Origin of the sequence: Pseudomonas sp. AE27, assembly GCF_037113495.1 — a bacterium.
Taxonomy (GTDB): Bacteria; Pseudomonadota; Gammaproteobacteria; order Pseudomonadales; family Pseudomonadaceae; genus Aquipseudomonas; species Aquipseudomonas palmensis.
In genome coordinates this window covers 3417279-3438745 of the sequence record NZ_CP146966.1, presented here as the reverse complement: position 1 = coordinate 3438745, position 21467 = coordinate 3417279, and the positions used below count along the sequence as shown (strand labels likewise).

Genomic DNA, 21467 nt, shown 5'->3' with positions numbered 1-21467 from the left:
GCGGCCCCGCGCTGAGGGTCAGTCGTGCGGGTAGGCCAGGCGCATGAACTCGCAGTCCTTTTCGGAGAGTTTGTTGTTGATACCGCACTCCCAATCGCCGAGGGTGAACTTCTGCTCGACTGGGTAGTGCATGACCGAACGGATGTCATAGTCGGTCTTTATGAGCCCGGTGTTTTCGCGCTTGTCCAGAAAGTTGCTGCGCACGTCCTCCTCGGTGGTACCCCACTCGGCCATGTAGGTGCTGATGACCTTGGCTTCGTCCCAGGGAATGCTGGCATCGGGGTGCAAGTGCTCGTGGTCGGCACCAAACACATGACCGAATTCGTGCAGGGCGTTGAACTGGTACAGCTTGTGCTCGCTGGTCAGGCCCAGGCTCACATTCGGCCGGTCAGTGTATTCAGGGCTCAGGGCATCGGTGCCGCATGCCGCCCAGCTGTAATAGGCCTTGGGATTGGTTGCCACCCGCAGGTCGGCCTGCATGTCGTCGTCATCCACCAGCTCCAGGTGCAGGTTGGCGCCTGACAGCTCGATCCATTGGCGAGCCATGGCATGGTAGTCCGACTTCAGTGAGGGGTTTTTGACGTTGAGAAACGAAAGGGTCAGCGTGCGTCCAGGCATCCAGAGCTTGCCTGTTGCGCCCAGCGAGCGCTTGCGACGGCCTCCACTGCCGGTGCTGCCGGAGTTGCGAGGGTTTTCGGTGATTGCCAGCTCGTAGGACGCCTGGGGGGCGATGGCGAGGGCAGGGCGGGGCAGGTAGGGGCTGAGCATGATGGAACTCCTGTGGTTGGAGCATGGAGTCTGCGCACGTGGCAATACGTGCTGGCGGTAGTTATGTACTCAGGCCGCCCGGGGGGCGCACGCTGGAGCGAATGTCCCGCCCGCTCTCAGGCTGGGCGGGACCCACTTCACCGGTGTACCGGGGTGAAGGGGTAGGCCTTGCCCGCCAGCGCCTTGTCGCCGTCACTGAGCTGCGCCGAGCCGGTGAAGGCCACATTGTTCAGGGTGAAGGTGGCCGGAATCGGGTAGTGCATGACCGAACCCGGGTCGTAGGCGTTGTGCAATGCCTGCGTGCGTTCGATCCTGTTGAGGAAGTTTTCAGCAATCTCTTCCATGGGCATGCCGACCTTTTCGGCGTATTCCAGCAGCTTGACCAGGTTCCACTGGATGTCCGCATCCGGGTGCTGATGCTCATGGTCCAGGCCCAGCGCGTGCCCGAACTCATGCAGCACGCTGCGCTGGAACTGCTCATCGCCAGGCCAGTCGCTGAGGGTCATGGTGCTGTCTTTACGGAGCAAGGCGTCGGTACCGACCAGTGAATGGTTGATCCCTGTGCCGCTTGGCTTCATCTCGATCCTGATCTGTGCCTCGGCCCAGTCGGCGGTGCGCTGGAACTTGAGGTTGGCGTACGCCAGCCATTGGCAGGCAACCTCGAAGATGCTCTGTTGCGTCTGTTCCGGTACGTCGGCCGCGAAGGCGATGAGCAGGGTGCGGCCCGGCGCCCACAGGCGGCTGTGGTAGGCAACGCCGCGTTTCTGACGACCCGAGCGCGAGGGCTGCGGGGCGTTGAGCGGGTTTTCTTTCAGGGCAGTTTCGTAGGATTGCTGCTGATCGGCCACCTGGGTGACCTTGCACAAGGTTGGTATGTCCATGCTGGAGCTCCTGTTGAGTGGAGCTCCATGATTGGCGGGCCGACCGGGCCTTGGGCGTTACTTATCTATCGGTCGGCCGACCAGGCGTACCGGCTCAGCCTTCGACGAATGCGCGGATGCGCTGGGCCGCCTCGACACATTCGGCCAGCGGGGCCACCAGCGCCAGGCGCACGCGTCCGGCCCCCGGATTGAAGCCCTCCACCTCGCGAGACAGGTACGAGCCCGGCACCACGGTCACGTGCTGCTGTTCGAACAGGTCGCGGCAGAACTGCGCGTCATCGCCGGGGACCTTCGGCCACAGGTAGAAACCGCCGTCGGGCTTCTGTACATCCATTACCGGGGCCAGCACCTGCAGCACGGCGTCGAACTTCTCGCGATACAGGTCGCGGTTCTCCAGGACATGCGCCTCGTCGTTCCAGGCGGCGATGCTCGCCAGCTGGGTCTGTACCGGCATCGCGCAACCGTGATAGGTGCGGTAGAGCAAAAAGGCCTTGAGAATCTCGGCATCGCCGGCCACGAAGCCCGAACGCAGGCCTGGCAGGTTGGAGCGCTTGGACAGGCTGTGGAACACCACGCAGCGCTTGAAGTCGCTGCGGCCAAGTTCCACGCAGGCGCTGAGCAGGCCGGGTGGCGGGGCCTGCTCGTCGAAGTACAGCTCGCTGTAGCACTCGTCGGCGGCGATCACGAAGTCGTGCTCGTCGGCCAGTGCGATGAGTTTTTTCAGGGTGTCCAGCGGCACCAGTGCGCCGGTCGGGTTGCCTGGCGAGCACAGGAAAAGGATCTGGCAACGCTGCCAGATCTCGGCTGGCACCGCGTCGAAGTCCGGGTTGAAGCCGTTGCTGTCCAGGCACGGCAGGTAGTGCGGCTGGGCGCCGGCGAGCAACGCGGCACCTTCGTAGATCTGGTAGAACGGGTTGGGGCTGACGATCAGCGCGTCCTCACCACGGCTGACCACCGCCTGGGTGAAGGCGAACAGCGCCTCGCGGGTGCCGTTGACGGGCAGCACGTGCTGTGCGGCATTCAGCCAGCCGGCCGGTACACCGAAGCGGCGCTCGCACCAGTGCACGATGCTTTCGCGTAGCGCGGGCAGGCCCAGGGTGGTGGGGTACACCGCCATCTTGTCGAGGTTGTCGGCCAGCGCCTTGGCCACGAATGCCGGCGAGGCGTGCTTGGGCTCGCCGATCGACAGGGCGATGGCGCGCTTGTCTGCGGCCGGCGTCACGCCATCGAGCAGGGCACGCAGTTTCTCGAACGGGTAGGGCTGAAGCTGGTTCAAAGCGTTGTTCATTGGCGCTGGGTCTCGTCAATCGGTCAAAGGGTGAGGCGGGTCATCTCGACGCCGGTGGCCTGGTCGACGCGCAGCTGCTCGACGATCTCGGCCTGCAGGCGGCGGCACAGTTCAGGGTCGGACAGCGGCTGGTTGTCGGCGTCGGTGATGAAGAACACGTCTTCCACCCGCTCGCCCAGGGTGGCGATCTTGGCGTTCTGCAACGACAGGTCGAACTCCAGGAAGATCTTGCCGATGCGTGCCAGCAGGCCCGGGCGGTCCGGGGCGCTGAGCTCGAGGATGGTCACCGGGCGCTGGGCATCGTTGAGGATGGTCACCTGGGGCGCGAAGGTGAAGTGCTTGAGCTGGCGCGGTACCCGACGCTGGATGATGGTGGGGTAGTCGTCGGGGTTGCGCAGGGCTTCGGTGAGGCCTTCACGGATTTCCTTGACGCGCTGCGGGTTGTCGCCGATCGAGCCGCCGTCGTTGTCGAGCACGATGTAGGTGTCGAGGGTGAACTGGCTGCTGGAGGTGATGATGCGTGCGTCGTGGATGTTCAGGTTGAGCTGGTCCATCGCGGCCACGGTCACGGCGAAGAAGTCGTGCTGGTCGGGGGCATAGATGAAGATCTGCGTACCGCCCTCGAACTCGCGTTGGGTGGTCTCCTTGATCAGCACCAGCGGGCCGCCGTCGGCCGGCTGCTGCAGGATCGCGTCGGAGTGCCAGGCCACGTCCGCGGCGGTGTGGCGCAGGAAGTAGTCATCGCCCAGTTGCGACCACAGTTGTTCGACGTCGTCCGGGTCGGTGCCTTCGCGTACCAGGATGTCCAGAGCTGCGCTCTGGGTCTGGCGGATCTGCTCTTCGCGTTCCAGCGGGTTTTCCAGGCCGCGGCGCAGGGCCCGCTTGGTTTCGGTGTAGAGCTGGCGCAGCAGGCTGGCGCGCCAGGAGTTCCACAGGCTCGGGTTGGTGGCGTTGATGTCGGCCACGGTGAGCACATAGAGGTAGTCCAGGTGCACCAGGTCGCCGACCAGCTGGGCGAAGTCGTGGATCACCTGCGGGTCGGAGAGGTCCTTGCGCTGGGCAGTGGTCGACATCACCAGGTGGTTCTGCACCAGCCACACGATCAACCGGCTGTCCCAGGCGGGCAACTGGTGGCGGCTGCAGAATGCCTGGGCGTCCACCGCACCGATCTCGGAATGGTCGCCCTGACGCCCCTTGCCGATGTCGTGGTACAGGCCGGCGAGGTAGATCAGCTCGGGCTTGGGCAGGCGCCCCATGAGCTTGCTGGCCAGCGGGAATTTCTCGGACACGGGGGTGTACTGCAGTTTGCGCAGGTGCTTGATCAGGTTCAGGGTGTGCGCATCGACCGTATAGATGTGGAACAGGTCGTGCTGCATCTGCCCCACGATCAGGCCGAACTCGGGCAGGTAGCGCCCCAGGATGCCGTAGCGGTTCATGCGGCGCAGGTTGCGGTGGATGCCGATCTCGCACTTGAACAGCTCGATGAACAGGCTGGTGTTGCGGATATCGTTGCGGAACTCGTCGTCGATCAGGTGCCGGTGCTCGCGCAGCAGGCGGATGGTGTCGGCACGCACGCCCTTGATTTCGGGGTGCTGGGCCATTAGCACGAAGATCTCGAGCATGGCGAACGGGGTGCGCTTGAACACGTTGCTGCGCACCGCCTCGATGTAGCCGTCATGCAGCTGGAAGCGCGGGTTCAGCGGCTGGGTGCTGCTGGCGCTGTCATCGGCGAGGATGACTTCCTCGAAGTGCTGGATGATCAGGTCGCTGAGCTCGGCGATGCTCATCACCACCCGGTAGTACTGTTGCATGAACTGTTCGATGGCGCGCTTGGGGTTGTCGTCGGTAAAGCCCAGCAACGCGGCGATGCTGCGCTGGTGGTCGAACAGCAGGCGGTCTTCGGCGCGCCCGGCGAGCATGTGCAGGGCGTAGCGCACCTTCCACAGAAACTCCTGGGACGAGGCCAGCAGGTTGTTCTCGCTCTCCAGCAGGAAGCCTTCGCCGGCCAGCGCATGCAGGTTGAGCGTGCCGTACTGGCGGCGCGCTACCCAGAGCACGGTCTGGATGTCGCGCAGGCCGCCGGGGGAGCCCTTGACGTTGGGTTCCAGGTTGTACTCGGTGTCGTTGTACTTGTGGTGGCGCGCCTTCTGCTCGGCGCGCTTGGCCAGGAAGAATTCCTTGCTCGGCCACATGTGCGCCGTGCTGGTGACCTCGAGCATGCGCTGGCGCAGGTGTTCGGGGCCGCAGATGGTGCGGCTTTCCATCAGGTTGGTGACCACCGTGAGGTCGGCGCGCGCCTGTTCGGCGCATTCGTCCACCGAGCGCACGCTCTGGCCGACTTCCAGGCCGATGTCCCAGAGCAGGGTGAGAAAGCGCTCGATCGAGTCGCGAAACACCTCGTGGTCGGCGTCATCGAGCAGGATCAGCAGGTCGATGTCGGAGTAGGGGTGCAGCTCGCCGCGCCCGTAGCCGCCGGTGGCGATCAGGGCGATGTCGGCGGCTTCGCTCCAGCTGAACTGGTTCCATGCCTGTTGCAGGATGTTGTCGACGAACCAGGCGCGGTCCTCGATCAGTCGGCGGATCTCGCGGCCGCTGCGAAAGCGCCCGTCGAGCACCTCGCCGGCCTGGCGGATGGCTTTCTTGAAGGCCGCTATGGGGCTGGCCTTGAGGGCCAGTTCCGCCTGGAACTGGCCGCGGTCGAACAGCTCGGGGTCCACCTGGGGCATCGATGACGTTCCTGTGAGGGTCAGGCCGAAGTGCGCGGGATCGTGTCGTCCTTGCGCAGGGTGAAGATCTCGTAGCCGGTGGCGGTGACCACCAGGGTGTGTTCCCACTGCGCCGAGAGCTTGCGGTCCTTGGTGATGGCGGTCCAGCCGTCGCCCAGCACCTTGGTGTCGGCCTTGCCCTGGTTGATCATCGGCTCGATGGTGAAGGTCATGCCTTCCTTGAGTTCCATGCCGGTACCGGCGCGGCCGTAGTGCAGGATCTGCGGCTCTTCATGGAACACCTTGCCGATACCGTGGCCGCAGAACTCGCGCACCACCGAGAAGCCGTTCTTTTCGGCGTGCTTCTGGATCACTTCGCCGATGTCGCCCAGGCGGCAGCCCGGCTTGACCAGCTCGATGGCCTTGTACATGCACTCCTGGGTGACCTGGGACAGGCGCTCGGCCCATACCGGCACGGTGCCGACGTGGAACATGCGGCTGGTGTCGCCGTGGTAGCCGTCCTTGATCACGGTCACGTCTATGTTCAGCGTGTCGCCATCCTTGAGCGGCTTGTCGCCCGGGATGCCGTGGCACACCACGTGGTTGACCGAGGTGCAGATCGACTTGGGGAAGCCCTTGTAGTTCAGGGGCGCGGGGATGGCCTGCTGCACGTTGACGATGTAGTCGTGGCACAGGCGGTCGAGTTCCTCGGTGGTGACACCGGGCTTGACGTGTTCTTCGATCATCTCCAGGACTTCGGCGGCCAGGCGGCCGGCGACGCGCATCTTTTCGATGTCTTCGGCGGTTTTGATAGTGACGGTCATTGCAGGCTCTCTACGGCGCGCGCAGGCGCAAATGAAACGGGAAAGGCGTGATTCTAACAGAGCGAGGCGGCGGGCTGGGGCCTGGGCTGCGGGGCATTGCCTACTATTTATGTTGATTGCATCGGTCGCTGCGTGAGCAGGGCGGGTGCAACCCTCGGGTGTCGTCTGTTTTTTCGGTTTCGCTCGGCTCACTTGTGTGGTATAAAATGCGCCGCTTTCGGGGATAGCCCCGTCTGCTCAAACCCACACACGTGTCGACACGATGGCCTGGGTGCCCCTGACTTCGGTTTCGGGGTTGGTCATTGGGATACGTGGAGGCCCAACCCGACTTATCAAGGAACTATCATGTCCCAAGTCAACATGCGCGATATGCTGAAGGCCGGTGTGCACTTCGGTCACCAAACCCGTTACTGGAATCCGAAAATGGGCAAGTACATTTTCGGCGCGCGCAACAAGATCCACATCATCAACCTTGAAAAAACCCTGCCGATGTTCAACGAGGCACTGACCTTCGTAGAGCGCCTGGCCCAGGGTAAAAACAAGATTCTGTTCGTCGGCACCAAGCGTTCCGCTGGCAAGATCGTTGCTGAAGAAGCAGCACGTTGCGGTTCGCCGTACGTCGATCACCGCTGGTTGGGCGGCATGCTGACCAACTACAAGACCATCCGTGCTTCGATCAAGCGTCTGCGCGACCTGGAAACCCAGGCCGAAGATGGTACCTTCACCAAGCTGACCAAGAAAGAAGCGCTGATGCGCACCCGCGATCTGGAAAAACTGGACCGCAGCCTGGGTGGTATCAAGGACATGGGCGGCCTGCCTGATGCCCTGTTCGTGATCGACGTTGACCACGAGCGCATCGCTATCACCGAAGCCAACAAGCTGGGTATCCCGGTCATCGGCGTTGTCGATACCAACAGCAGCCCGGAAGGCGTTGACTACATCATCCCAGGCAACGATGACGCCATTCGCGCCATCCAGCTGTACATGGGTTCGATGGCTGACGCCGTTATCCGTGGTCGCAACAACGTTGCCGGCGGCACCGAAGTGTTCGCAGAAGAAGCAGCTGCACCGGCTGCCGAAGCCTGAGTAACTGACGCTTAGCGTCGACTCGGCACGCAAAAAGGGGGCTTGGCCCCCTTTTTGCCACCTTGAAATCCTCTTGTCAGCGTCGCCGTTGCATCATTGCGAACTGCATGTGCTCTGGCAGTGGATTTCCAGAATTGAACGCCCGTCAGGTATCGGGTGGAATGGTTGAAAACCTATCCAAGAGGAATTTGAAATGGCAGCAATTACTGCAGCGCTGGTAAAAGAACTGCGCGAGCGTACCGGCGAAGGCATGATGGATTGCAAGAAAGCCCTGGAAAAGGCTGGCGGCGACATCGAAAAAGCCATTGACGACATGCGCGCTTCGGGTGCCATCAAGGCAGCCAAGAAAGCTGGCAACGTTGCCGCTGAAGGCGCCATCGCCATCAAGGCCGACGACAAGTCCGCTGTCCTGCTGGAAGTGAACTCGCAGACCGACTTCCTGGCCCTGCAAGACGACTTCAAGGCCTTCGTCGCCGAAAGCGTCGAGCAAGCCTTCGCTGAAAAACTGACCGACGCTGCGCCGCTGATCGCTGCGCGTGAAGCTGCTCGTGAAGCCCTGGTGGCCAAGGTTGGCGAAAACGTCAACATCCGTCGCCTGGTGCGCGTTGAAGGTGACGTTGTCGGTACCTACCTGCACGGCAACAAGATCGGTGTTGCAGTGGTCCTGAAGGGCGGCGACGTCCAACTGGCCAAAGAGATCGCCATGCACGTGGCGGCAAGCAACCCTGAGTTCCTGCTGCCGTCGGAAGTTTCGGCTGAAGCGATCGAGCGCGAAAAAGCCGTGTTCCTGCAGCTGAACGAAGAGAAGATCAAAGGCAAGCCTGAGAACATCGTCGAGAACATGGTCAAAGGCCGTATCTCGAAGTTCCTGGCCGAAGCCAGCCTGGTCGAGCAAGCCTTCGTCATGAACCCGGAAATCAAGGTCGGCGAGCTGGCCAAGAAAGCCGGTGCCGAAATCGTTTCCTTCACCTACTTCAAGGTAGGCGAAGGCATCGAGAAGCCAGTCGACAACTTCGCTGAAGAAGTTGCTGCACAGCTGGCTGCTGCCAAGCAGTAAGACAGAGTCACCTCTGTCGCCCCAAAGAGGCTGCCCGCTCACGCGCGCAGCCTCTTTGTCAAAGCGGGGGCGGTTTACAACGCCGCCCTTTCGCTGGCGCAGTCGCTGCGCCACGCTACAGTTAGCAGGCTGAAAACAGCCCGCCCAGATTTTTTTTCAAAACGCCGCAGGAGAGATTCGCAATGGCTCAGCAGGGCAGTGGTTATCAAGCTCGCTATAAACGCATTCTACTCAAGCTTAGCGGCGAGGCCCTGATGGGCTCGGAAGAGTTCGGCATCGACCCCAAGGTGCTGGATCGCATGGCGCTGGAAGTCGGCCAACTGGTCGGTATCGGTGTGCAGGTCGGCCTGGTGATCGGTGGCGGCAACCTGTTCCGTGGCGCGGCGCTCAGCGCAGCGGGCATGGATCGCGTTACCGGCGACCACATGGGCATGCTGGCCACGGTAATGAATGCGCTGGCCATGCGCGATGCGCTGGAGCGCGCCAACATCACCGCCATCGTCATGTCGGCGATCTCCATGGTAGGCGTGACCGATCACTACGATCGCCGCAAGGCCATGCGCCACCTGAACTCGAAAGAAGTGGTAATTTTCGCGGCCGGTACCGGCAACCCGTTCTTCACCACCGACTCCGCCGCCTGCCTGCGCGCCATCGAAATCGATGCCGACGTGGTATTGAAGGCAACCAAGGTCGATGGTGTATACACTGCAGACCCATTCAAAGACCCGCATGCCGAGAAGTTCGATCATCTTACCTACGATGAAGTGCTGGATCGCAAGCTGGGCGTGATGGACCTGACAGCTATCTGTCTGTGCCGAGACCACAAGATGCCGTTGCGCGTCTTCAACATGAACAAGCCTGGCGCCCTGCTGAACATCGTGCATGGTGGCGCTGAAGGGACCCTGATCGAGGAAGTTCAAAAATGATCAACGAAATCAAGAAAGACGCCCAAGCGCGTATGCAGAAATCCCTGGAGTCTCTGGCTTACGCGTTCGGCCAGATTCGTACCGGCAAGGCACACCCCAGCATCCTGGCAAGCGTGATGGTGCCTTACTACGGTACCGACACCCCGATCAGCGGCGTGGCCAACGTCACCGTGAAAGATTCGCGCACCCTGCAAGTCGTGGCGTTCGAGCGCAACATGCTCGCTGCCGTCGACAAGGCCATCCAGAGCGCCGGTTTGAATCTCAATCCGACCAACCTGGGTGAGCTGCTGCTGATCAGCATGCCAGCCCTGACCGAAGAAACCCGCAAGGGCTTCACCAAGCAGGCGCGCAGTGCGGCCGAAGACGCGCGCGTTGCTGTGCGCAACATTCGCCGCGATGCTCTGGGTGAGCTGAAGAAGCTGGTCAAGGACAAGGAAATCAGTGAAGACGAAGAGCGTCGCGCCATCGCTGATATCGACAAGCTGACCAAAGATACCGAGGCCCAGATCACCAAGGCCACCGAAGAGAAAGAAAAGGACCTGATGGCCGTTTAAGGGCCGGGACTTTTTTCAATGGAAAAGACCAAGCAGGGTGTGCCTCCATCGGTGCCGCGCCATGTCGCGATCATCATGGATGGAAATAATCGCTGGGCGAAGAAGCGCCTGTTGCCCGGCGTTGCCGGGCACAAGGCAGGCGTGGATGCGGTGCGCGCGGTCATCGAGGTGTGCGCCGAGGCCAAGGTCGAGGTCCTGACCCTGTTCGCGTTCTCCAGCGAGAACTGGCAGCGCCCGGCCGACGAGGTCGGTGCGCTGATGGAGCTGTTCTTCTCGGCGCTGCGTCGCGAGGCCAGGCGGCTCAACGAGAACAACATCAGCCTGCGCATCATCGGTGATCGCTCGCGCTTTCACCCTGAGTTGCAGGCTGCCATGCGCGAGGCCGAGGCGCTGACCGCAGGCAGCAATCGCTTCATCCTGCAGATCGCCGCCAACTACGGTGGGCAGTGGGATATCGCCCAGGCCGCCCAGCGCCTGGCGCGTGAAGTGCAGGCCGGGCATCTGCGCCCGGAAGACATCACCCCCGAGTTGCTGCAGCCGTGCCTGGCGACAGGCGATCTGCCGTTGCCCGACCTGTGCATCCGCACCGGTGGCGAGCACCGCATCAGCAACTTCCTGCTGTGGCAGCTGGCGTACGCCGAGCTGTATTTCTCCGACCTGTTCTGGCCGGACTTCAAACACGAGGCCATGCGCACTGCATTGGCCGATTTCGCTTCGCGCCAGCGCCGCTTCGGTAAAACCAGCGAGCAGGTCGAGGCTGGAGCCCGTGCTTAATGCTTAAACAACGCATCATCACTGCGCTGATTCTGTTGCCGATTGCCCTGTGCGGGTTTTTCCTGCTCGACGGGGCGAACTTTGCCTTGTTCATCGGCCTGGTGGTCACCCTCGGGGCCTGGGAATGGGCCCGCCTGGCCGGGCTGATCGCCCAGGGCCTGCGGGTTGCCTATGCCGTGGTGGTCGCCGGCCTGCTGATGCTGCTGCACCTGATGCCGGAGCTGGCACCCTGGGTGCTGGGCGTTTCGGTGCTGTGGTGGGCGCTGGCCACCTGGCTGGTGCTGACCTACCCGCGTACCAGCGAGCTGTGGGCCAGTGTGGCCTGCCGCCTGCTGATCGGCCTGCTGGTGCTGTTGCCGGCCTGGCAAGGCCTGGTGTTGATCAAGCACTGGCCCCTGGGCAACTGGCTGATCATGGCGGTGATGGTCCTGGTATGGGGCGCCGATATCGGCGCCTACTTCTCGGGCCGGGCCTTTGGCAAGCGCAAGCTGGCGCCGCAGGTCAGCCCCGGCAAGAGCTGGGAAGGTGTCTACGGTGGCCTGGCGCTGAGCCTGGTGATCACGGCGGTGGTGGGCGTGACCCGCGAGTGGAGCGCCGGCGAGCTGATCCTCGGTCTGTTCGGTGCCGCCGTCGTGGTACTGGTGTCGGTGGTCGGCGACCTGACCGAAAGCATGTTCAAGCGCCGTTCCGGGATCAAGGACAGCAGCAACCTGCTGCCGGGGCACGGTGGGGTACTGGATCGCATCGACAGCCTCACGGCTGCCATCCCGCTGTTTGCCGTGCTGCTGTGGGCCGCCAACTGGGGCGCGCTGTGAGCCGCCCGCAACGGATCACGGTGCTGGGCGCTACAGGCTCCATTGGCCTGAGCACACTGGACGTGATTGCCCGTCACCCCGAGCGCTACCAGGCCTATGCCCTGAGCGGCTATTCGCGCCTGGGCGAGCTGCTGGCCCTGTGCCTGCGCCATGCTCCGGTGTTTGCCGTGGTGCCGGGCGATGAGGCCGCGCAGCAGTTGCAGGCCGACCTGCGTGCTGCGGGGTCGAGTACCGAGGTGCTGGTGGGCGAGCAGGGCCTGTGCCAGGTGGCGGCCGACCCGCAGGTGGATGCGGTGATGGCGGCCATCGTCGGTGCGGCGGGGTTGCGTCCGACCCTGGCCGCAGTGGAGGCGGGCAAGAAGGTGCTGCTGGCCAACAAGGAGGCGCTGGTGATGTCCGGCGCCCTGTTCATGCAGGCCGTGCAGCGCAGTGGTGCGGTACTGCTGCCGATCGACAGCGAGCACAACGCGATCTTCCAGTGCCTGCCCGGTGACTATGCCCGCGGCCTGGCCCAGGTGGGTGTGCGGCGCATCCTGCTGACCGCCTCCGGTGGTCCGTTTCGTGAAACGCCGCAGGCCGAGCTGGAGCACGTCACCCCGGAGCAGGCCTGTGCGCACCCGAACTGGTCCATGGGGCGCAAGATCTCCGTCGACTCGGCCAGCATGATGAACAAGGGCCTGGAGCTGATCGAGGCGTGCTGGCTGTTCGATGCCAGGACTGCCCAGGTCGAGGTGGTGGTCCACCCGCAAAGCGTGATTCACTCGCTGGTCGACTACGTCGATGGTTCGGTGCTGGCGCAGTTGGGCAACCCCGACATGCGCACGCCGATCGCCAACGCCCTGGCCTGGCCGCAGCGCATCGACTCGGGTGTGGCGCCGCTGGACCTGTTCGCCGTTGCCCGCCTCGATTTCCAGGCGCCGGATGAGCAGCGCTTTCCGTGTCTGCGCCTGGCGCGTGAAGCGGCGGACGCCGGCAACAGTGCCCCTGCGATGCTCAATGCGGCCAATGAAGTGGCCGTCGAGGCATTTCTTCAGCGGCGCATCCGCTTCCCGCAGATCCCGAGTATCATCGAGCACGTGCTCAACCAGGAAGCGGTCGTTGCCGTGCCGACGCTGGAGGCGGTGTTTGCAGCCGACCAGCGTGCACGCAGCCTGGCCGGGCACTGGTTGGATCGTCACGGGGTCTGAGGTGCGACGTCGCCACGGGTTGCGCCCGCTCCCGCTGAACGCTATTCGGAGAAAGACATGAGTGCGCTCTACATGATTATCGGCACCCTGGTCGCATTGGGCGTGCTGGTCACCTTTCACGAGTTCGGTCACTTCTGGGTGGCGCGGCGCTGCGGCGTCAAGGTTTTGCGGTTTTCCGTAGGGTTCGGCATGCCGCTGGTACGCTGGCATGACCGCCATGGCACCGAGTTCGTGGTGGCCGCCATTCCCCTGGGCGGCTACGTGAAGATGCTCGACGAGCGCGAAGGCGAAGTGCCTGCCGACCAGCTGGAGCAGTCGTTCAACCGCAAGAGCGTGCGCCAGCGCATCGCTATCGTCGCCGCCGGCCCCATCGCCAACTTTCTGCTGGCCATCGTGTTCTTCTGGGCACTGGCCATGCTTGGCAGCCAGCAGGCGCGGCCGGTCATCGGCGCGGTCGAGGCTGGCAGCCTGGCGGCCGCCGCGGGCCTTAGCGCCGGCCAGGAGATCGTCGCGGTCGACGGCAAGCCGACCAACGGCTGGGCCGCGGTCAACCTGCAACTGGTGCGCCGGCTGGGTGAAAGCGGTGCGCTGCAGGTCAGCGTGCGTGAAGAGGGTGCCAGCACCGACAGCAGCCATGTGCTCAAGCTCGATGCCTGGCTCAAGGGTGCCGACGAGCCCGATCCGATCCGCTCCCTGGGCATCCGCCCATGGCGCCCGGCGCTGGTGCCGGTGCTGGCCGAACTTGATCCCAAGGGGCCGGCCCAGGCCGCCGGTCTGAAAACCGGCGACCGCCTGCTGGCACTCGACGGCAAGGCGCTTGACGATTGGCAGCAGGTGGTGGACACCGTGCGCGGCCGTGCCGGCAGCCGCATCGTGCTGAGCGTGGCGCGTGACGGGGCGACGCTGGAGTTGCCGGTAACCCTCGCCAGCCGTGGCGAAGGCCAGAATGCCAGTGGTTACCTGGGGGCAGGCGTGGCGCCGGTGGAGTGGCCTGCGGCCATGTTGCGCGAGGTCAGTTATGGCCCGCTGCAGGGCCTGGGCGAGGGTGTTTCGCGCACCTGGAACATGAGCGTGCTGACCCTCGATTCGCTGAAGAAAATGCTGTTCGGCGAGCTCTCGGTAAAAAACTTGAGCGGACCGATAACCATTGCTAAAGTGGCGGGCGCTTCGGCCCAGTCCGGCGTTGGGGATTTCCTGAATTTCCTCGCCTACCTGAGCATTAGCCTGGGGGTTCTTAATTTGCTGCCCATTCCTGTACTGGATGGGGGGCATTTGCTGTTTTACCTGATCGAATGGGCGCGTGGTCGTCCGCTTTCGGATCGGGTGCAAGGTTGGGGGGTCCAGATCGGTATCAGTTTGGTAGTCGGGGTGATGTTGCTTGCCCTGATCAACGATTTGGGTCGACTGTAACGCTTCGCTCAATTGCGAACCTGCCGCGTCCCGCGGTGGGTCGTTTATTGCCAGTTGGAATAAGAAAGGACTTCATGAAACGTCTGCTGCTAACTGCGGTTCTCGCCGTACTGATGATCGCTGAAGTTCACGCCGAGTCCTTCACCATCTCCGATATTCGTGTCAATGGTCTGCAGCGGGTTTCCGCGGGCAGCGTGTTCGGCGCCTTGCCATTGAACGTTGGGGACGAGGCCGATGATCGGCGCCTGGTGGATTCCACCCGTGCGCTGTTCAAGACCGGCTTCTTCCAGGACATCCAACTGGGTCGCGACGGCAACGTCCTGATCATAACCGTGGTCGAGCGTCCTTCCGTCTCGAGCATCGAGATCGAAGGCAACAAGGCCATCAGCACCGAAGACCTGATGAAGGGTCTGAAGCAGTCGGGCCTGGCCGAAGGTGAAATCTTCCAGCGTGCCACCCTCGAAGGTGTGCGCAACGAGCTGCAGCGCCAGTACGTGGCCCAAGGGCGCTACTCGGCCGAGGTCGACGCCGAGGTGGTGCCGCAACCGCGCAACCGCGTAGGTCTGAAAATCAAGATCAACGAAGGCACCGTCGCTGCCATCCAGCACATCAACGTGGTGGGCAACACCAAGTTCAGCGACGACGAGCTGGCCAGCCTGTTCGAACTCAAGACCACCAACTGGCTGTCGTTCTTCAAGAACGACGACAAGTATGCCCGCGAAAAACTGTCCGGTGACCTCGAGCGCCTGCGCTCCTACTACCTGGACCGCGGCTACATCAACATGGACATCGCCTCCACCCAGGTGTCGATCACCCCGGACAAGAAGCACGTCTACATCACCGTGAACGTCAACGAGGGCGAGAAGTACACCGTTCGTGACGTCAAGCTGTCCGGCGACCTGAAGGTGCCGGAAGACCAGGTCAAGGCACTGATGCTGGTGCAGCCTGGCCAGGTGTTCTCGCGCAAGGTGATGACCACCACCTCCGAGCTGATCACCCGCCGCCTGGGCAACGAAGGCTATACCTTCGCCAACGTCAACGGCGTGCCGCAGCCTCACGATGACGACCACACCGTCGACATCACCTTCGTCGTCGACCCGGGCAAGCGTGCCTACGTCAACCGCATCAACTTCCGTGGCAACACCAAGTCCGAGGACGAAGTGCTGCGCCGCGAGATGCGCCAGATGGAAGGTGGCTGGGCATCGACCTACCTGATCGACCAGTCCAAGACCCGCCTCGAGCGCCTGGGCTTCTTCAAGGAAGCCAACGTCGAGACCCCGGCCGTGCCGGGCACCGACGACCAGGTCGACGTGAACTACAGCGTCGAAGAGCAGGCATCGGGTTCGATCACCGCCAGCGTCGGTTTCGCGCAGAGCGCCGGCCTGATCCTGGGTGGTTCGATCAGCCAGAACAACTTCCTGGGTACCGGTAACAAGGTCTCCATCGGCCTGACCCGTTCCGAATACCAGAGCCGCTACAACTTCGGCTTCGTGGACCCCTACTGGACTGCCGATGGCGTGAGCCTTGGCTACAACGCCTTCTACCGCACCACCGACTACGACGACCTCGACGTCGACGTGGCCAGCTATGCGGTGGACAGCCTGGGTGCGGGCGTCAGCGTCGGCTACCCGATCAGCGAGACTTCGCGTCTGACCTTCGGCCTCACCGCCCAGCAGGACAAGATCAAGACCGGTCGCTACACCGTTGACGAGATCTTCGACTTCGTCAAAAAGGAAGGCGACAACTACCTGAACTTCAAGGCATCGGCCGGCTGGTCGGAGTCCACCCTGAACAAGGGCGTGCTGGCTACCCGTGGTCACTCCCAGAGCCTGGTGCTCGAGGCGACCACCCCGGGCAGCGACCTGTCGTTCTTCAAGCTTGACTACCGTGGCCAGCTGTTCAAGCCGATCAACAACGACTACACCCTGCGTCTGCACACCGAGCTGGGCTACGGCGACGGCTTCGGCGGCACCTCGGGCCTGCCGTTCTACGAGAACTACTACGCCGGTGGCTTCAACTCCGTGCGTGGCTTCAAGGACAGCAGCCTGGGCCCGCGCAGTACCCCGAGTAAAGGCAACAACCCTGGCACTGCGCGCGACCCGGACCAGGATCCACTGCCGTTCGGCGGCAACGTGCTGGTGCAGGGCGGCGTGGAACTGCTGTTCCCACTGCCGTTCGTCAAGGACCAGCGTTCGCTGCGCACCTCGGTTTTCTGGGACGTGGGTAACGTGTTCGACACCAACTGCGGCTCCAAGCCGGATTGCGAGAAGGTCGGCCTCAGCGGCCTGGCCAGCTCGGTCGGCCTGGGCGTGACCTGGATTACTGCACTGGGCCCGTTGAGCTTCAGCCTGGCGATGCCGGTCAAGAAGCCGGACGATGCCGATACCCAGGTGTTCCAATTCTCTCTGGGCCAGACCTTCTAAGGGTCTGCCCCGCGTAAACGACAACGGATTCTGTAGGAGTGCATCGTGCGTAAGTTGACTCAACTGGCTGTACTGGCTGCGACCCTGATCGCGACCCCGGCATTTGCCGAGATGAAAATTGCCGTCCTGAACTATCAGATGGCGCTGCTGGAATCGGACGCGGCCAAGAAGTACGCGGTCGATGCGGAGAAGAAATTCGGCCCGCAACTGACCAAGCTGAAAAACCTGGAAAGCAGCGCCAAGGGCATCCAGGACCGTCTGGTCAAGGGTGGCGACAAGATGGCCCAGGGCGAGCGCGAGCGTCTGGAGCTTGAATTCAAGCAGAAGGCCCGTGACTTCCAGTTCCAGTCCAAGGAGCTGAACGAAGCCAAGGCCGTTGCCGACCGCGAGATGCTCAAGCAGCTCAAGCCCAAGCTCGACGGCGCAGTGGAGGAAGTGATCAAGAAGGGTGCTTTCGACCTGGTACTCGAGCGTGGCGCGGTCATTGATGTCAAGCCTCAGTACGACATCACCCGCCAGGTCATCGAGCGCATGAACCAGTCCCGTTGAACATGACTGCGACCATGAAACTCGGCCAGCTGGCCGAGTTCCTCGGGGCCACCCTCAGTGGCCCGGCGGAGCTCGACATCACTGGCCTTGCGACCCTGCACGAGGCTGGCCCGGGACAATTGAGCTTCCTGGCCAACCCGCAGTACCGCAAATTCCTGCCTGAGAGCAAGGCCGCTGCGGTCCTGCTCAAGGCTGCCGATGCCGAGGGCTTTGCCGGTCACGCGCTGATCGTTGCAGATCCCTACCTGGCCTACGCACGTGTTTCCCACCTGTTCGATCCAAAGCCCAGGGCTGTGGCGGGAGTTCATCCCAGCGCCGTGGTGGCTGCAGACGCACAGGTCGATGCCAGCGCCAGCATCGGTGCCTGTGCAGTGATCGAAAGCGGGGCGCAGATCGGCCCTGGCGTGACCATCGGTGCGCACTGCTTCATCGGTGCGCGCAGCGTGATCGGCGAAGGCGGCTGGCTGGCCCCGCGCGTCACGCTGTACCACGATGTGCATATCGGCAAGCGTGTGGTGATCCAATCCGGCGCCGTGCTGGGGGGTGAAGGTTTCGGTTTCGCCAATGAAAAGGGCGTATGGCAGAAGATTGCCCAGATCGGCGGCGTGAGCATCGGCGACGATGTCGAGATCGGCGTGAACACCGCCATCGACCGCGGTGCACTGGCCGATACCCGTATCGGCAATGGCGTGAAACTCGACAACCAGATCCAGATCGCCCATAACGTACAGGTCGGCGACCACACGGCAATGGCCGCGTGTGTCGGTATTTCCGGCAGCACCAAGATCGGCAAGCATTGCACCATCGCCGGCGGTGTCGGCATGGTCGGGCATATTGATGTGTGTGATGGGGTGTTCGTCTCCGGGATGACCATGGTCACCCGTTCCATCACCGAGCCAGGTGCCTATTCGTCCGGTACGGCCATGCAGCCGCTGGGTGAGTGGCGCAAGAGTGCCGCGCGCATTCGCCAGCTGGATGAGATGGCCAAACGTCTTCAACAAGTGGAAAAGCGACTCGAGGCCGTGACCTCGGGCGACAAAGCTTCATCAGAAGGCTGATACCATTTCCTGATCAAGAGCGCCCAGCCGCTAGACTGCGCTCCTTGATTTGCTAAAGGAGCGCCGCTCGAACGTGCGCGCTCCCTATCTTTACTACAGGCTTCCCCCCGAAATGATGGACATCAACGAGATTCGCGAATATTTGCCTCACCGTTACCCGTTCCTGCTGGTGGACCGGGTGGTGGACTTGGACGTAGAGGCCCAGCGCATTCGTGCCTACAAGAATGTCAGCATCAACGAGCCTTTCTTCAACGGTCACTTCCCGGCGCACCCGATCATGCCCGGCGTGCTGATCATCGAAGCCATGGCCCAGGCAGCCGGCATCCTCGGGTTCAAGATGCTGGACGTCAAACCCGCGGACGGTACCCTGTACTACTTCGTCGGTTCCGACAAGTTGCGCTTTCGCCAGCCGGTGCTGCCGGGTGATCAACTGATCCTCGAAGCCAAGTTCATCAGCTGCAAGCGCCAGATCTGGAAGTTCGAGTGCCAGGCGTCGGTGGACGGCAAGCCGGTATGCTCGGCCGAGATCATCTGCGCGGAACGCAAACTATGAGTTTGATTGACCCTCGGGCAATCATCGATCCATCGGCAAAGATTGCCGACGGCGTCGAGGTCGGCCCATGGTCGATCGTCGGTGCCGGGGTCGAGATCGGGGAAGGGACCGTGATTGGTCCGCATGTGATTCTCAAAGGGCCGACCCGCATCGGCAAGCACAACCGCATCTACCAGTTCTCCTCTGTCGGCGAAGACACCCCTGACCTCAAGTACAAGGGTGAACCGACGCGCCTGGTGATCGGCGACCACAATGTGATCCGCGAAGGCGTGACCATTCACCGTGGCACCGTGCAGGACCGTAGCGAAACCACCCTGGGTGATCACAACCTGGTCATGGCCTATGCCCATATCGGGCACGACAGCGTGATCGGCAACCACTGCATCCTGGTCAACAACACCGCGCTGGCCGGGCATGTGCATGTGGGCGACTGGGCGATACTGTCCGGGTTTACCCTGGTGCACCAGTTCTGCCATATCGGCGCCCACAGCTTTTCCGGCATGGGTACCGCCATCGGCAAGGATGTGCCGGCCTTCGTCACCGTGTTCGGCAACCCGGCCGAGGCGCGCAGCATGAACTTCGAAGGCATGCGCCGTCGCGGTTTCAGCGATGAGGCTATCCATGCCCTGCGCCGCGCCTACAAGGTGGTGTATCGCCAGAACCTGACGGTCGACCAGGCCATCGCCGAACTGGCCGAGCCCGCCCAGCAGTTCCCCGAGGTCGACCTGTTCGTCAAGTCGATCCAGAACTCCGCCCGCGGCATCACCCGCTGACATGGCGCCACTCTGTGTAGCGCTGGTGGCAGGCGAAGCCAGCGGCGATATTCTTGGCGCCGGCCTGATGCGTGCACTCAAGGCCCGCCATCCGCAGGTACGCTTTATCGGCGTCGGCGGCCCATTGATGGAAGCCGAGGGGCTGAGTTCCTACTTTCCCATGGAGCGCCTGGCCGTCATGGGCCTGGTCGAAGTGCTGGGTCGCCTGCGCGAGCTGCTCAAGCGCCGCAAGCTGCTGATCCAGACGCTGATCGAGCAGAAGCCGGACGTGTTCATCGGTATCGATGCGCCCGACTTCACCCTCAACATCGAACTGAAACTGCGCCAGGCCGGCATCAAGACCGTGCACTACGTCAGCCCTTCGGTATGGGCCTGGCGGCAGAAGCGTGTGCTGAAGATCCGCGAAGGCTGCGACCTGATGCTCACGCTGTTTCCGTTCGAGGCGCGGTTCTATGAAGAGCAGGGCGTGCCGGTGCGTTTCGTCGGCCACCCGCTGGCCGATACCATCCCGCTGCAGGCCGACCGCACTGCAGCGCGTGAAGCGCTGGGCCTGCCCGACGGCCCCTTGGTGGCGCTGATGCCAGGCAGCCGTGGCGGCGAAGTAGGGCGCCTGGGTGCACTGTTTCTGGATACCGCACAGCGGCTTTGCGAGCTGGTGCCGGGGGTGCGCTTCGTCTCGCCCTGCGCCAACCCGGTGCGCCGTGCCCAGCTCGAACAGATGCTCGAAGGCCGCGACCTGCCACTGACCCTGCTCGACGGCCAGTCGCACCAGGCCCTGGCGGCCTGCGATGCGGTATTGATCGCCTCGGGCACCGCTACCCTGGAGGCGCTGTTGTTCAAGCGACCCATGGTGGTGGCGTACCGCGTGGCCCCGGTGACCTACTGGATTCTCAAGCGCCTGGTCAAAAGCCCTTATGTATCGCTGCCCAACCTGCTGGCCCAGCGCCTGCTGGTGCCCGAACTGCTGCAGGAGGCCGCCACCAGCGAGGCCCTGGCGCAGACCCTGGCACCACTGGTGAGCGGTGGCGAGCAGCAGACCGAGAGCTTCGATCAGATTCACCGTACCCTGCGCCGCGATGCCTCCAACCAGGCAGCCGACGCGGTACTGGCCTTGCTGGAACATCGATAAATGCAAATCGGACTGGATTTCAACCTGGTCGAAGACCTGGTCGCCGGGGTTGACGAAGTCGGCCGCGGCCCGCTGTGTGGCGCGGTGGTGACCGCTGCCGTGATCCTCGACCCGAGCCGGCCGATCCTGGGCCTGAACGATTCGAAAAAACTCACCGAGGCGCGCCGCGAAAAGCTCTTCGACGAGATCTGCGAGAAGGCCCTGAGCTTTCACATCGCCCGCGCCGAGGTCGACGAAATCGACCAGCTGAACATTCTGCATGCCACCATGCTGGCCATGCAGCGCGCGGTCGAAGGCCTGCACATCACGCCCAGGTTGGCACTGATCGACGGCAACCGTTGCCCCAAGCTCAACGTGCCATCAGCGCCGGTGGTCAAGGGTGACAGCCAGGTGCCGGCCATCGCTGCGGCCTCTATCCTGGCCAAGGTGACCCGTGACCGGGAAATGGCTGCCTTCGAGCTGATCTACCCTGGCTACGGCATCGGCGGGCACAAGGGCTACCCGACCCCGCTGCACCTTGAAGCCCTGGCCCGGCTTGGCCCCACGCCGATTCACCGGCGCTCGTTCGCCCCGGTAAGGGCTGCATTCGAGGCCCGTGGCCTGCAGGCCAACGGCCTGTTGCCGGTGTAGAGGCAACCCCCCGTTCAGCCTGACCACTCCCGCGCAGGCTGTAGTTTTGATCGAGGCCCGGTACAATCCGGGCCTTG

Annotated in this window: 20 protein-coding genes; 15 read left to right on the top strand and 5 right to left on the bottom strand. The window is 63.0% G+C overall.

Annotated elements, in window-relative coordinates; genetic code table 11:
- Positions 1 to 18: 18 nt before the first annotated feature.
- The 5 genes from V9K84_RS15890 to map form a co-directional block, all read right to left on the bottom strand.
- On the bottom strand, positions 19 to 768 hold the full coding sequence (locus tag V9K84_RS15890; RefSeq protein ID WP_088514542.1) for a peptidase M12: 750 nt from the start codon (positions 766 to 768) through the stop codon (positions 19 to 21).
- A gap of 137 nt (positions 769 to 905) precedes the next feature.
- Entirely contained in the window at positions 906 to 1649 is a 744-nt protein-coding gene (locus V9K84_RS15885; protein ID WP_088514541.1) for a M12 family metallopeptidase, read from the bottom strand.
- A 94-nt stretch (positions 1650 to 1743) separates the two neighbouring features.
- Positions 1744 to 2937: a succinyldiaminopimelate transaminase gene (gene dapC, locus V9K84_RS15880; protein WP_054915003.1), complete on the bottom strand. Its 1194-nt coding sequence runs from the start codon at positions 2935 to 2937 to the stop codon at positions 1744 to 1746.
- A 23-nt stretch (positions 2938 to 2960) separates the two neighbouring features.
- Positions 2961 to 5663: a [protein-PII] uridylyltransferase gene (locus tag V9K84_RS15875; protein ID WP_043863250.1), complete on the bottom strand. Its 2703-nt coding sequence runs from the start codon at positions 5661 to 5663 to the stop codon at positions 2961 to 2963.
- A gap of 20 nt (positions 5664 to 5683) precedes the next feature.
- Positions 5684 to 6466 carry a type I methionyl aminopeptidase gene (gene map / locus V9K84_RS15870; RefSeq protein WP_043863251.1) on the bottom strand — a complete coding sequence of 261 codons (783 nt, stop codon included), beginning with the start codon at positions 6464 to 6466 and terminating at the stop codon, positions 5684 to 5686.
- A 345-nt stretch (positions 6467 to 6811) separates the two neighbouring features.
- On the opposite strand from map, the gene rpsB reads away from it, so the two are divergent.
- The 15 genes from rpsB (at position 6812) to rnhB (ending at position 21390) form a co-directional block, all read left to right on the top strand.
- On the top strand, positions 6812 to 7552 hold the full coding sequence (gene rpsB / locus V9K84_RS15865; RefSeq protein WP_043863252.1) for a 30S ribosomal protein S2: 741 nt from the start codon (positions 6812 to 6814) through the stop codon (positions 7550 to 7552).
- 193 nt (positions 7553 to 7745) lie between these two features.
- Positions 7746 to 8609: a translation elongation factor Ts gene (tsf, locus tag V9K84_RS15860; protein WP_043863253.1), complete on the top strand. Its 864-nt coding sequence runs from the start codon at positions 7746 to 7748 to the stop codon at positions 8607 to 8609.
- A 182-nt stretch (positions 8610 to 8791) separates the two neighbouring features.
- Positions 8792 to 9535, top strand: coding sequence for a UMP kinase (pyrH, locus tag V9K84_RS15855; RefSeq protein ID WP_038614006.1), 744 nt, complete (start codon positions 8792 to 8794; stop codon positions 9533 to 9535).
- Positions 9532 to 10089 carry a ribosome recycling factor gene (frr, locus tag V9K84_RS15850; RefSeq protein ID WP_043863254.1) on the top strand — a complete coding sequence of 186 codons (558 nt, stop codon included), beginning with the start codon at positions 9532 to 9534 and terminating at the stop codon, positions 10087 to 10089. The genes pyrH and frr overlap by 4 nt, the downstream gene beginning before the upstream one ends.
- Positions 10090 to 10107: 18 nt before the next feature.
- Entirely contained in the window at positions 10108 to 10863 is a 756-nt protein-coding gene (gene uppS, locus V9K84_RS15845; RefSeq protein WP_043863255.1) for a polyprenyl diphosphate synthase, read from the top strand.
- Positions 10863 to 11678, top strand: a complete 816-nt coding sequence (locus V9K84_RS15840) for a phosphatidate cytidylyltransferase (RefSeq protein ID WP_054915002.1) — start codon at positions 10863 to 10865, stop codon at positions 11676 to 11678. Before uppS ends, V9K84_RS15840 begins: the two co-directional genes overlap by 1 nt.
- Positions 11675 to 12865: a 1-deoxy-D-xylulose-5-phosphate reductoisomerase gene (gene ispC / locus V9K84_RS15835; protein WP_338791216.1), complete on the top strand. Its 1191-nt coding sequence runs from the start codon at positions 11675 to 11677 to the stop codon at positions 12863 to 12865. Before V9K84_RS15840 ends, ispC begins: the two co-directional genes overlap by 4 nt.
- Positions 12866 to 12922: 57 nt before the next feature.
- Positions 12923 to 14275 carry an RIP metalloprotease RseP gene (rseP, locus tag V9K84_RS15830; RefSeq protein ID WP_054915001.1) on the top strand — a complete coding sequence of 451 codons (1353 nt, stop codon included), beginning with the start codon at positions 12923 to 12925 and terminating at the stop codon, positions 14273 to 14275.
- Positions 14276 to 14349: 74 nt separating this feature from the next.
- Positions 14350 to 16698, top strand: a complete 2349-nt coding sequence (bamA, locus tag V9K84_RS15825) for an outer membrane protein assembly factor BamA (RefSeq protein WP_043863259.1) — start codon at positions 14350 to 14352, stop codon at positions 16696 to 16698.
- A 45-nt stretch (positions 16699 to 16743) separates the two neighbouring features.
- Entirely contained in the window at positions 16744 to 17247 is a 504-nt protein-coding gene (locus V9K84_RS15820) for an OmpH family outer membrane protein (RefSeq protein ID WP_043863260.1), read from the top strand.
- Positions 17248 to 17249: 2 nt separating this feature from the next.
- On the top strand, positions 17250 to 18305 hold the full coding sequence (lpxD, locus tag V9K84_RS15815; protein WP_058541488.1) for a UDP-3-O-(3-hydroxymyristoyl)glucosamine N-acyltransferase: 1056 nt from the start codon (positions 17250 to 17252) through the stop codon (positions 18303 to 18305).
- Positions 18306 to 18417: 112 nt separating this feature from the next.
- Positions 18418 to 18858 carry a 3-hydroxyacyl-ACP dehydratase FabZ gene (gene fabZ, locus V9K84_RS15810; RefSeq protein WP_038613986.1) on the top strand — a complete coding sequence of 147 codons (441 nt, stop codon included), beginning with the start codon at positions 18418 to 18420 and terminating at the stop codon, positions 18856 to 18858.
- Positions 18855 to 19631, top strand: a complete 777-nt coding sequence (lpxA, locus tag V9K84_RS15805; protein WP_088514540.1) for an acyl-ACP--UDP-N-acetylglucosamine O-acyltransferase — start codon at positions 18855 to 18857, stop codon at positions 19629 to 19631. The genes fabZ and lpxA overlap by 4 nt, the downstream gene beginning before the upstream one ends.
- Before the next feature lies 1 nt (position 19632).
- Positions 19633 to 20760, top strand: a complete 1128-nt coding sequence (gene lpxB / locus V9K84_RS15800) for a lipid-A-disaccharide synthase (RefSeq protein ID WP_088514539.1) — start codon at positions 19633 to 19635, stop codon at positions 20758 to 20760.
- Positions 20761 to 21390: a ribonuclease HII gene (rnhB, locus tag V9K84_RS15795; protein ID WP_088514538.1), complete on the top strand. Its 630-nt coding sequence runs from the start codon at positions 20761 to 20763 to the stop codon at positions 21388 to 21390.
- Positions 21391 to 21467 lie beyond the last annotated feature (77 nt).